This window comes from Noviherbaspirillum sp. (genome assembly GCF_036846085.1).
Lineage (GTDB): Bacteria > Pseudomonadota > Gammaproteobacteria > Burkholderiales > Burkholderiaceae_D > Noviherbaspirillum.
In genome coordinates, this window is the sequence record NZ_DAIUCO010000170.1 from 1 (window position 1) to 11,781 (window position 11,781).

Consider the following 11,781-nt stretch of genomic DNA (forward strand, 5'->3'; position numbering starts at 1 on the left):
CCTCCAGATACTGGTAGTCCCGATCCGGGGTGAAGCCGACTGTCTGGTACGCGCGGATCAGGCTGCCGAAACGGTGCGCATAGGCTGCTGCCGAGGGCATCCCTTCGGTTTCGTCGATGATCAGGCCGGAGAGATAGCCGTGCCGCTGGTACAGGCTGCGCAGCTTCTCGATCAGTTCGTCGTCGGTGTACCGGTGCGCCCGTGCGCGCAGGATGCCTTGTGCGGTGTAGAACAGTTCAGGTGGGACGATGCCCTCGAATGCGCCTTCCTTTTTGATCCACATGTCGGGGCCGTTGACCACCCGGTGCTTCTTGAGCTTGAAGGATCGGCGGTTGTAGACGTTGTTGCCGATGTACTTTTCGTTGGACAACACCTCTCGCACGGTGGCGCGCGTCCAGTCACGGCCGAGGTCGGTGCGAATGCCCTGGGTGTTGAGCCGTTCGGCGATCTCCGATTCGGTCAGGTTGTCGTCGACGAACCAACGATAGATCCGGTTGACGACGGCGACCTCTGCATCCGGCCCGGGCTGCAGGATGACGCGGTCGGTTTGCAAGCTCTTGTGCTCGCCGCGCGAGAGTTCACTCTTGACCGATCCGGACTGGTCGATCAGCACGCGACGAAGGCCATAGCCTGCGGGCCCGCCTTGCCGAAATCCCAGCTCGATCAGTCGGCATTGTCCGGCGAACACCTTGGCCGACAATTCCCGACTGTATTCACCGGCCATCGCGCGTTTGACGCCCTTGACGATGGTGGACACGGGCGAACCGTCGTTCTCGAACTGCTCGGCCACGTAGGTGACGTGGATGCCAGCGCGGCGGCAGATGTACTCGTAATAGGCGCTTTCGTCGGCATCCTGGAACCTGCCCCAACGACTGACGTCGTACACCAGCACCAACTTGAAATCGACGGCACCGGACTCCACGTCCTTGATCAATTGCTGGAGTGCCAGCCGCCCGCCGATGTTCAGACCGCTTTTGCCCTCGTCGGCGTACGTGCGGACGATCTCGATGTTGCGCCGGTCGGCGTACTCGCGGATTTTGTCGCCCTGGTTCTCCGTCGAATACTGCTGGTGCTCGGTCGACATCCGCACGTATTGCGCGGCTCGAAGCACCGGGCCCGACCCCGGTGGGTGTTGAGGAGGTTCGATCTCTTGCATAGGCCCGGTCACTCTGTGATTGGTGCTCTCGGGTCCGCCACTCCTTTCAATGGACGCGATGCCGCACCAAGGCGGCAGCGCACACGGTCGGAATCGTTGCCATGCAGAACATTCGAGAGCCTGTTTCGGGTCGAAGTTACGGGCGTGTGGCCAGTATGTCGATCAAGTCCTCTCTTGACACGTCCATCTTGCACGGACACGTCATGCAGACCGGTGTGATCTCGACGATCCAGGAATCGCCGTTTCCCCTCGGAAACGCTGGGTGTCGCGTGATGCGGTACAGGCCGGTCGGCAGGTCGCACACGTCCATCTTTGCAAGATCGACATCTGCCCCGTTGGCATCACGCAGTCGCTGCTGCTCGCGGTTGCGCTGCTCATACTCGGGCCGATCATCACGGTAGTTGCGCCAATAGTCCTGATGGCGCTGCGACCACGCCTGCTGGGCGGCGCGCTGGTTGATCCGGTAGTCTGGATCGGACTGGAGCTTGGACCGTTGCCACTGGCGCTTACGGGCGCGCTGGCAGTCAGGTGCAGAGCAGTAGGCTTGGTCGGGAACTTGAGGGCGGGGCACGAAGTGCAAGCCGCAGCAAGCGCAGTGCTTGGTCGTCATTGGTGGGCTCCATACAAAATTCGTATGGAAACCCGCGAGCAGATTGGCTATTTCTGATCGCCCACCTTATCCGGCAAATCTCCTGTCAGCCAGCCAGGCCACGAAGGTGGCCAGTTTCAGCGCACGCTGCAGGGGAGTCCTGGACATGTGCGTGGACGCGATCACGCGAAACGCAGGAATGCCGCGATCAGGCCCAGGAAAATGACGCCTTGCACTTGGGGACTCTGGGGCGTTTCACCCAACAGCCATGTAGCGTAGGTTTCGCAATTGCGGTCCAGCAGTCGGTAGGGGCCCCGGTGCTGCAGCGATAGGGTGAGCCGCTGCATGATTTGCGCCCGCTGCTCGGGTGCGGCGCGTCGGATTTCTTTGATGGGCCGACCTTGTGCGAACTCCGCGAAGGTCACGACGTGTTCGCCGTCCGAGGTCAGGTGCGCGACGTTACCGTCGGGCAGTTGAACGCCCCAGTGTTCCCCCAGGCCAGTCAGCTTGGGTCGAGAAACGATTCTGATCGGATGGATGTTGAAGAACAAGAGAGCCTCCTGATGTCGTCGTCTGCATTGACGCAGCGCCCCGGCCGACGCCCGCGCAGGGCGGGCATCGGGGGCAACAACGATTACTTGCCTTTTGACTTGCTGGGACTGGCCTTTTGGGTCAGTGCCGATGCCGCCACGGATTTGACGGATGCAGGTGTACGTGGATTGCTCAACAACTTGGCGGCTGTCGATGCCACGCGGGCGGAGGTCTGTTCGTTCGTAGGTTTCTTGGAGGACATGGGATTTTCCTTATCAGTTCGCGGAAAGAGGGAAAGACGGGAGTCAGGTCCTGCTGACTCCCGCCCGGGATGGATCAGGCAAACAATTGCATCTGACCCGGATGCGAGCGCCAGTGCTGACACACAGCCTCCCGGCGTCCGAACCGGAACCGGGTGTATGCGCGCACGAAGACGCTCTTCCATCGGTGGTAGGCCATGGCCAACTCCTCATGAAAGTTGAGGGGGTTTGGGCTTGCCAGCACACCGCGAACTGGTAAAATCCGCTGTCCGTTCAAGACATGATGTGCATGGGTGGTTTGGTAGCCCCCTATTCACCTCACCAAAGGCTCTGGAGTGTTGGTAGCACTTCAGGGCCTTTTTCTTTGGTGTTGGCGGCTGGGCACTGGCCCAACTGCGGCAACACCGTGATGTCTGCCGGCACGGGCACTGACTCGATAGCGAGTTCGATTCCGTACTGGCAAGTGGATTCTATGATAATCCCGAAAAAGGATCAATGCAAATGGTCGATTCCCTTTTTGGGACTTTTGTTCATTGATCCAGTAGCTGACTGACCTGTCCCGTCTTGCCGATGAGGTGCGAGAGCAGGCGGAAGTTCTTCTCTTCGTGGCGCAGACGTCCTGCCACGATGGCCGGATGCACGCCGATCTCATCGGCGAAAGCAATGGCGTCTTCGGACAGAAGCGTTGTCCGCACTTTGGCCGTACGCCAGCTCTTTTCAGGGATCAATGCTTCCCCGGCCATGGCATCGGCTTCCGCTTCGACCTTTTGGGGATTGCTGCGATCCAAGTCGTCGATGAACACCGGTGCCTCGGCTGTCAGATGCTTGGCAACGTGCGCCAACTCGTGGAGCAAGGCAAACCAGAAGTTGTCGAATCGGTCATGTCGCAACGTCAGGGCGACGATCGGTCGATCGTTATCGAGCATTGCTGCGCCATCGAGGAACGTGCGTTTGAAGTGCTTTTCGATGACGAGCGTGATGCCGTGGCGCGCAAGGTACTCGCGCGCAAGTTTTGGCCCCTCATCGAATGTGGACAGCTTGGCCAGCTCACGCATCCAGGCCGGTGTGATGGTTCCGTGCTTGTACTCTCTGACGGCGTTGACGGCTCGCGCTTGTCGCAAGACGCACATACGCCAAGCCAAGAGGGCCATCTCATCGGCTTGGCGATCCCCGCGCTGATGCATCGGAGCGCGCAGAAAAGCCGGACTGACTTGCTTGGGCAGCAGGTCTTGCATGAATTTTCTGACCAGATCTTCGGCGTATTCTTTGAGACGCTGTGCATTCCCTTCGAAATCCCCGAAGCAGCCTCGCTCCAGCATTTCCTTGAGTGGGAACCGTGTGAAGTCCATCTCCGGCTCCTGATCGACGACCGAACTGTCCGTTTCGACGTCTTCGATCAGGATGTCTGCGGGGATGCCCAAGCCCTGGTTGAGTCGGCGGATCATGGGCAGGGACAGTGGGCGCTTGCGCGACAGCACCTCCGAGACCTTGGAGATCGAGCCGATGTAAGGGATCAGATCCTTGCGGGAGAGCTGCATCTGATCCATGCGGAAAAGAATCGACTCGATCGGGTCGGCCTTGACCGGGGGAACGGTTTGGCGTTCGAAGTCCTGGATGACCAAGGCCAGCAGCTCGAGCTCGTTTTCTTCTTTAGAGTTGGCCTTGGGGTCGAGCGACATGAGCGCAGACAAGCGCGCCATCGCTGCTTCGTAGTCTTCCGCACTCTTGATGATCTTCACATTCATCGCCATCTCCACCTGTCGTTTGCTTGCCTTACACACGTCTGCCTAGAACTTTTTCTTGTCGTACTCGGCATGTGTCCCGACCCACTCCACCACCACCAGTCCGTTCTGATATCGGACCTTGACCACAAGCCGATATGAGTTGCCCTTGATGTCAAAGATGACTCTGTTGTCGGCCAAGAAATCCGCGCTTCTGTATCTGCGCTTGATGTCATGCGACGTTTTCCAGTTCTCACGCTCGACATCCGTCTGCCACGCGTCCAGTGGCCCACGCGAGGCTGCATGATCTTTTTTGAACGCCTCGAGGATGGGCAAACCCAGAATTCGCATGTAGGGACGATGTGTTCATGGTCAGGCTTGCATTGTATTTCCCAAAAAGGGAAATGTCAATGACTGACCTCGATGAAGCGAGGGAAGTCGGTGCAAACCAGCGACCGGCGGACAGTCACCAGGGGGCATGTTCGAGAGGTTGGCAGGAAGCTCGTGAGCCCGACATGCCGCTGCTCGACATCACGTAGTTGCTTGATGGCGGGGTAATTGGGCCAAATCGTCGAATCCACGCCCTCAAGACCCATGCAGTACTATCTGGTTCCGAAAGCGGACGCGGGTTCAGTTCCGTGTTCCGCCACCATATTTATAAATTGTTGTTTCTAAAGGGATTTTTAGGGTACTGTTACAGAGACACTGCGGGGAGACACCAAGGGGCACACTCGGAGCCCTCGAATGCTGTCCTCGTCGTACCTTCAAAAATCCCGCAACGGCGTCTATTTCGCGCGGTTTGTCATCCCCGCGCCCCAAAGAAGTCCTACCGAGAGTAGGGACTTCAAGCTATCCACAGGCACCAAAGACCCACGTCACGCCAAGAGTGCGGCGCGCTATCTGCGTGTCTTGTTCGATAGCTACTTGATGGAAAATGCAACGGTCACGCGCACCAGCGCGATTGCATACCTTCAAGCACGCATGAAAAAGCCAACAACACCGCCCATGCCCTTCGGCGTGAAGATAAAAGGGCAGGGTTTTGATATCGAGTTGACCGACCTTGGCCCGGAAGATGTGGGCAACATGGATGACTTGATTGAGGGAGTCATGAATGGCGTGGCTCGTACGTCTTTGTCAACCGTGGCACTGTGGGACAGACCTGCCGAGTCAGCGCCAGCACCCCCACCAGTCCAAGAAGTTCATGCCCCTGCCATCAACGAGCCAGGACGCCTATCACCCGCTGCGTCAAAGACCGTTGGGCGGCTGGTCAAAGAATATTTGAAGTACGAGGAAGAGCGAGCAACCGAGAAGGAGATCGGCGTCAAGAAGGTTCCCCAAGTTCGTACACGCCTCAAACCCTTCATTGACCGTTTCAGCGCCCGGCATGTGGGCACCCTCACGCCCTTGGACTTGGAGCAGTACCGCAAAGACCTTGCGTACTACCCCAAGAACATCGACAAGTTGCCCGCTGCTGCCGGGCATCCATTCGATACGCTCATTAAACGGGTACGTGCCAAAACCCTGTTGGGGCGAGATGGCCAACCAGCCCAAACCATCACGCAAAACACCTTGGATGGTTATTTGACCGTGGCGGCAAACTTCCTTGAGTTCTGCAAGCGTCAATACGCTGTCAACCCCTCGTTGCTGGATGGCTTCAAGGTCAAAACGACCCAAGCCCGGAAGGGGGTGACACGCCGCGCCTTCAATCAAAAAGAGCTTCAACAAATCTTTGGCTCGGACTATTATCGGGACGGGATTTACAACCGAAGCTATCAATATTGGATTATCCATCTGGCTGCATTCACGGGTGCCCGAGTCAATGAACTGTCGCAACTGACGACCAGTGATATCAAGCAAGACGATGAAGGGCTTTGGTATTTCAATATCACTGCAACCGAAGATGATGGAAAGACGGTCAAGAACGAAGAGAGCCGCAGAATTATCCCAGTCCATCAGAAACTGATTGAACTGGGTTTTATCGAATACGTGGAGACCAAGAGGGCAGCGGTCGAAGAAGCTGGAACCCCCATCAACCTTTTCGACCTGAATAAGGCGAAGGCTGATGGCTATGGAAAGGCTGCCAGTCAGTGGTTCAACACAAAATATCTTCGGGATTATTTGAAGGTCGATGATAGGAATGTGGTGTTTCATTCCTTCCGTCATCGCTTCATCAGTTCCCTGGCCCAAGCCATCTTGGACGCCTCTGGTTTATCGGAAGAGACGGCCAATAAAGAACGAATCCCCGAGGCTTTGATTCTCCGTCGTCTGGCGGGTCATTCTGTGGCCCACTCAATGACCGCAGGCCGGGGACAATTTGACGTTCACACCGACACCTATACGGGTGCCTTTTCTATCAAAAGCATGAAGCGGGTGATTGATAGGTTGGACTATCCGGGGGTAGAGTTTTTTAAGTATCAAGTCCCCGATGATGGTGTGAAGAAGCGGATGAGTGGAAAGTTAAGCTAATGAGGTTTTGCTAAATGAGTAAGGTTGTTGAAACTGATGTTTCTCATGATGAGGGTGGGAAGCCCATTTACATGGCACGCATTGATGGTGAGGATTGGATATTTTTCTCTAGTTATTCTGATTTTGTTCAGCACTTGAATGTACTTGAACATCTCGGTTATATTGTCCAGAAGGGGAGTCGTGAGGTGGCACATGACAGGCTTCTGAAAGTTCATCCACAAAAGGTTTTTGACTTTCCCCCTTCTTGATTCGAATGATTGACCATGGTGGCAAATATTCCGCGAGTTCGGTAGGTATTTGTACTAAATGTAGCTTCTTTTCTAAAATAGAAATGTAGTGATATCCATTTCCTGGGGGCTCATTTTTCGGATTGTGCAAGACTTCGAATTCAATAATTTCACTCATTTGATTTCTCCCTGTTGAATGGTTTTTGCCTGGGTTGAAATACTGGCATCCTCAAAAGCCCTTGGCTTGTCTTTCTGACCCATTGCCCAAGCCTGCTTTAATACCTCATATGCCCTTGGGTCGGTCGCCGCTAATTTGAGCAGCGCACCGCCAAGGGCATATTTTCTGGCGTCAGCATTTTTTCTTGCAGTCTCAGACACCTTGGCGATAATTGCAGCCTTCTCCGCTTCGAGCTGGCTTAGTTTCTTTTTCATGGCATTTATACTTGTCATGGTATATTTCTCCTTTTGCCCTTTTAAATTAACATTTTCTTTTTGATTCTGCTAATATATATTGGGTGACAGAGCAGAATATATTATTTAGGCATACCCCCATAAAAGCCCCCTGCAAGGGCTCACCTATGCAATTCCTGCGGAATTGCGTTCGCCATGGGCTGCGCCCCTGGACCCCAGCGCGTTGCGCCCTTTTTGGGAGGGGTTATGTCTAATCTTGCCACTTGGTTTAATCCCTCTCTCCAAGTCATGCAGCGGGCTAAGGGCCGCAGTGCTGTCGCTGCTGCCGCTTATCGTTCCTGCACCTTCTTGCATGACGAGAGGGTAGATATACAGCATGACTACCGTAAAAAAGGCGGTCATGTTTCCACCGAGCTATTCGGCGTGGAAGGTCTAAAACTAGGGATGGGTGATATTGGTACTCTATGGAATGCCGCCGAGAAGGCAGAGAATCGGAAAAACTCAGCAGTCGCACGCGAACTAATGGTTCCTCTACCTCACGAATGGACGGATGAACAGCGCCGTCTTTGTGTTCGTGGTTTATCTGAAATGCTGGTATCTCGCTATGGTGTAGCCGTGATGGCATCTATCCATAGACCTTCTGAGGGAGATAACGACCATGTGCATATCATGTTCACGACAAGGGAGGTGGATGCCCAAATGAATTTTGGGAAGAAGACCCGCATTCTGGATGATATGAAAACTGGGGAAGTCTCAAAACTTCGGGAAGAAGTTTGCCGGGTCGTTAATGAGCATGCCAAGGCCAATGGTTCAGACTGGTATGTCTACGCAGGGAAGTTTTCAGACGTGGATGCCTCTCATATTCCAACCAAGCATATCCCCATAAACTCCACTCAGGAATTTAGAGAGTTGATGGAAGTTGAGAACAAGGAAATTATTGAAGCCCGCACCGAGTTAAAGCGAATAATGACTGAGTCGCAAGAGGTGACCAGTCAACTAAATTTGGCTTTGGAGGCAATTGCTACCGAAGCGAAAAAAGAACCCATAGCGCCAATCATTGAACCAGTAGTTCCATCGACTGAGGTTATCAATGGAGTTCCTGAATGGGTGGCGACTTCATCCCCGTTCTCTGAACCTGCCCCACCAAAACCAAGCCCTAAAAAAATACAAGATGTGAAGGCTGATGCCAGCCCTTCACCGCTATCCATCTCGCTAGATTACAGACATGCTTATCAAGAGGTGAGGAAGGCATATACCAAGCGCAACGAGGTAAGGGATATTGCGAGAGCTTGGATTGAAGAACTGAAAGAACTCGAAGGTAACCCGCCAAGTCCTGGCGCTCGTATTTTTTCAAAGGTAGTGAAAGGGCTTGGGCTTAGAGACACCGTAAGTATCTATGAAGAAAAAATTGCCAAGGCGCATGAGCAATTAGCAAGGTGCAAAAAACACGATGAGCGTTTGACGGGAATCATCAATGACCCGGAACGCAAAAGAAAATACCTTGAGTGGCAGCAATGGCCGGAGCACCGGATTCGGGTTGCTGACTATGAGGCGACATTACCTGATGCTCCCCGTAGAAACCCTAATCCTTTGGCTAATAGTAAAAAATACCCATCTCCTACTTCGCCTCACCCCGCGCCATCAAATTCTGAACCTTGGAATGATGTTGCAAATAAACAACAAATTGATTATTCGGATAGTCCATATTACATAGCGGATGAACCTAAGTAGTTTTGATATCAAACCCCACTACTTGGGAAGAATAGGAGTACTTCGACAAAAGTATCACACTGATATCAATTGTTTGTTTTGATGGCGTTCTTGATTAGCTTAAAAAGTTTTGCTATTTTGGTTAAACAAGGATTTGAACTATGAAAAATGCAACTAAACGCCGTAAGCAAGCGATGCGAGAAGCAACCTCTAATGTGGCCTTTAATATCAAATTGGCAAAAATTCAACAGGAGTTGGATGAGGAAAATATGAAGGAAATGGATAGGATGGCCGATGCTTTGGGGATTGAAAGCTGCTCAGACTATGTGAATAGAAAAATGGAAGAAGATAGGCGCAATGGTTTATGTGCCTGTCATAGAAAGAATTAAAAAAGGCCGGTTTATACCGGCCTTTTGCTTTTAACTTGCTTTTTGTTTGATGAATTGTTATCTTGATTGGGCAAAGAAAAAGCCCCGCATAGGGCGGAGCTTTTATATCGCATTTCTTTTCGACGGGCTGCGATATCGGACACCTAATCATGATACTAATTAATCATCAATTGTCAAGTAAACAGGTCGGCATGAAAGCCGACAATGTCAAATAAGCATTCAGCAACGCTTAAAAGCCCCAACCGGGAATATATACGTGTGACCATGGCATCACGCCTTATGGCAGGCTTTTACGACCAAAACAAGCGCAATCTCAAAGGCTCATCCGTTATAGGCTGTGGAAGGTGGAAAGCCTACGGGCGAGATTCGACCACCGCAGAAATAACGGTTGACGGTGACGGCGCCCGGTTTGATGGTCATTTCATATGTGGGAATGTATGGACTTGTGACCGGTGCGCCCGTGCTCGTGTGTCTCAATCACGTTCATGGATACGTGCAGCCTTTATTCCATCCTTGGAATTGCATCAATTAAGCGCCGCCATGATGACTTTTACCATGGCGCACACTTATGAAGGCGATTGGACTGAATCCATTGATAGACTGCATGATGCCTATAAGCTTTTTGATAAAAATATGTCGCGCCACTATAAGGCCATCGGTAGTATGGGCAAACTCAAAAGCTTGGAAGCCCCCGTAGGAAAAAATGGTATTCATGGACATTTCCATGTGCTTTTAACCTACGGAGCAGAGATAGATATGTCATCCTTCGAGGCGGTAGCCCGTAAGGAATGGGATAAAGCCGTTAAAAAGGTAGGCGGTCAATGTAATGAGCATGGCTTCGACCTTAAATTAAACGCGGCAGCAGACTATTTGGCAAAGCACGACCTAGCGCATGAAATGTCTAGCCATGACACTAAGGCAGCCAGGGAAAAGGGTTCATCCCTATCGCAGCTATTAGACCGTTCAGCACGCGGAGATAAGAAAGCTTCCGCCGAATGGCTCAGAGCTATTGAAGCCCTGCAAGGCCGTAGGCGTTTCCACGCTGGTGATATCGCCTTTAAATTGGGTATTCCCACGTGTTCGGAATGGGAGGATGAAGAGCATCAAACCGAGCTTATGGAGCACAACGCCAACGCCCCCGAGCCCGTCAAAATCACTTATCCGCTACGTGACCACCTGAGAGCAACCTCCATTGACCATCCAAGGTTTGGATTGGCTCTTATATTGCGTGCAGCAAGGGGCGGAGACGCTGAGAAGGTATGGTCTATGATCAGGAAGCTCTGCGACGAGTACGACGCATTTAGACGAGCACAAGCTATAACCCCAGAACAGCAGATAGAAGAAAGACTATTTTCCGAGGTAGGTAAAGATATTAATTTTGATTTTTGAGAAAGTTAAAGTTTTGCTGGCTTGAAAAGTTTTTGACAAAGAATGTTACATGATGCACAATCAGCTCCTTTCTAGGCAAAGAGAGATTTAATTTATATGCCAATGCTTGTTTGGATAGCAATTTTTACCTTTGCTGGGTATGTAATGCATTCTGTTGGGGGTGGTTGGCTTGTATATTTGATAGTAATTTGTCTTGTTTTGGCTTGCATTTGGCTTTTGAGAGAAAAATGCAAATCATGCGGTTCGAGATTAGGTTTTAAATGGCGCTATGCCCGCGTAGACGGTGGACCGGATAGGCGATATGGAAATAATTCAATGCATTGCATTAGCTGCGGCGCTGAGAAAAAATGAGATATTGACTGTTTTCGGAATTGAACCCGCGTCCGCAACTGGGCACTCGCGTAGACGATTGACAGGGGAGACACCAAGGGCGACACTTTGGGGGCACACTGTCAACCTCCCTTGGAGTCCTAAACGTAGTGGAGTTTTGTTACCGTGCTCTAAGTCACTGAAAACAAAGGTTTTTTGGTAGGGGAGGCACTTGCTTAGTGTCTAAATTTGGCTCCCGCCAGCTCCACCACCATAACGTCCAAGGGCGTTCACTGAAGTCTGTGGCGTTAGGCATAAAGTGGCCACTTGGTCACTTTATGCTTGATTTCCCGATTGGCCAGTTTTTGCTTTATTGCGCCTTTGTGATAGCGAAAAGCCCGCGAGCAACAGCTCGCGGGCTTTTTTTTGGATGATGGGGCGATGGACGTGCGTTTTGCTGTCGCGCGCTAGGCGTTCGACGGCACGAAGAGCATGTGTCTGTGTCGCCCTGCAGCTAATTTCGACTGGTCTCCAGCCTCTTTTGTCGCCCAGCAGCTATTTTGTGGCCGTTTTTGTCGCCCAGTAGCTATGTTGCGCCGCAGGCACTTGCGTCTGCAAACCTG

General features: G+C 52.4%; 13 protein-coding genes. 5 read left to right on the forward strand and 8 right to left on the reverse strand.

Annotation, left to right across the window (positions count from 1 at the left end; all coding sequences use genetic code 11):
- The 6 genes from V7080_RS17775 to V7080_RS17800 form a co-directional block, all read right to left on the reverse strand.
- Positions 1-1,156: recombinase family protein (locus V7080_RS17775; protein ID WP_334189733.1), on the reverse strand; the 1,156-nt coding region annotated here is incomplete at its 3' end.
- A 136-nt stretch (positions 1,157-1,292) separates the two neighbouring features.
- Positions 1,293-1,766 carry a hypothetical protein gene (locus V7080_RS17780; RefSeq protein WP_004629343.1) on the reverse strand — a complete coding sequence of 158 codons (474 nt, stop codon included), beginning with the start codon at positions 1,764-1,766 and terminating at the stop codon, positions 1,293-1,295.
- A gap of 161 nt (positions 1,767-1,927) precedes the next feature.
- Entirely contained in the window at positions 1,928-2,296 is a 369-nt protein-coding gene (locus V7080_RS17785) for an NC domain protein (protein ID WP_334189734.1), read from the reverse strand.
- An 83-nt stretch (positions 2,297-2,379) separates the two neighbouring features.
- Complete coding sequence (locus V7080_RS17790) at positions 2,380-2,538, reverse strand: hypothetical protein (protein WP_004629348.1); 159 nt, start codon at positions 2,536-2,538, stop codon at positions 2,380-2,382.
- Positions 2,539-3,066: 528 nt separating this feature from the next.
- Complete coding sequence (locus V7080_RS17795) at positions 3,067-4,281, reverse strand: ImmA/IrrE family metallo-endopeptidase (RefSeq protein ID WP_004629352.1); 1,215 nt, start codon at positions 4,279-4,281, stop codon at positions 3,067-3,069.
- Positions 4,282-4,323: 42 nt separating this feature from the next.
- Positions 4,324-4,593: a type II toxin-antitoxin system HigB family toxin gene (locus V7080_RS17800; protein ID WP_442947249.1), complete on the reverse strand. Its 270-nt coding sequence runs from the start codon at positions 4,591-4,593 to the stop codon at positions 4,324-4,326.
- Between the two features lie 74 nt (positions 4,594-4,667).
- Here V7080_RS17800 and V7080_RS17805 point away from each other — a divergent pair, with 74 nt between their 5' ends.
- Together V7080_RS17805 and V7080_RS17810 are read left to right on the forward strand one after the other, a co-directional pair.
- Positions 4,668-4,796 (forward strand): hypothetical protein, encoded by a 129-nt coding sequence (locus tag V7080_RS17805; protein ID WP_334189735.1) that lies wholly within the window; start codon positions 4,668-4,670, stop codon positions 4,794-4,796.
- Positions 4,797-5,001: 205 nt separating this feature from the next.
- Positions 5,002-6,723 carry a site-specific integrase gene (locus V7080_RS17810; protein WP_334189736.1) on the forward strand — a complete coding sequence of 574 codons (1,722 nt, stop codon included), beginning with the start codon at positions 5,002-5,004 and terminating at the stop codon, positions 6,721-6,723.
- A gap of 108 nt (positions 6,724-6,831) precedes the next feature.
- Here V7080_RS17810 and V7080_RS17815 read toward each other — a convergent pair whose 3' ends face one another.
- Both V7080_RS17815 and V7080_RS17820 read right to left on the reverse strand, forming a co-directional pair.
- Positions 6,832-7,128, reverse strand: coding sequence for a hypothetical protein (locus V7080_RS17815; protein ID WP_334189737.1), 297 nt, complete (start codon positions 7,126-7,128; stop codon positions 6,832-6,834).
- Positions 7,125-7,382: a hypothetical protein gene (locus tag V7080_RS17820; protein ID WP_334189738.1), complete on the reverse strand. Its 258-nt coding sequence runs from the start codon at positions 7,380-7,382 to the stop codon at positions 7,125-7,127. The genes V7080_RS17815 and V7080_RS17820 overlap by 4 nt, the downstream gene beginning before the upstream one ends.
- A 225-nt stretch (positions 7,383-7,607) precedes the next feature.
- Between V7080_RS17820 and V7080_RS17825 the strand changes: the two genes are divergently transcribed.
- The 3 genes from V7080_RS17825 (at position 7,608) to V7080_RS17835 (ending at position 10,849) form a co-directional block, all read left to right on the forward strand.
- The gene (locus tag V7080_RS17825; RefSeq protein WP_334189739.1) at positions 7,608-9,092 is read left to right on the forward strand and encodes a MobA/MobL family protein; all 1,485 of its coding nucleotides are present in this window, start codon (positions 7,608-7,610) and stop codon (positions 9,090-9,092) included.
- 140 nt (positions 9,093-9,232) lie between these two features.
- Positions 9,233-9,460 carry a hypothetical protein gene (locus V7080_RS17830; RefSeq protein WP_334189740.1) on the forward strand — a complete coding sequence of 76 codons (228 nt, stop codon included), beginning with the start codon at positions 9,233-9,235 and terminating at the stop codon, positions 9,458-9,460.
- 204 nt (positions 9,461-9,664) lie between these two features.
- Positions 9,665-10,849, forward strand: a complete 1,185-nt coding sequence (locus V7080_RS17835; RefSeq protein WP_334189741.1) for a hypothetical protein — start codon at positions 9,665-9,667, stop codon at positions 10,847-10,849.
- The last annotated feature ends 932 nt before the right edge of the window (positions 10,850-11,781 follow it).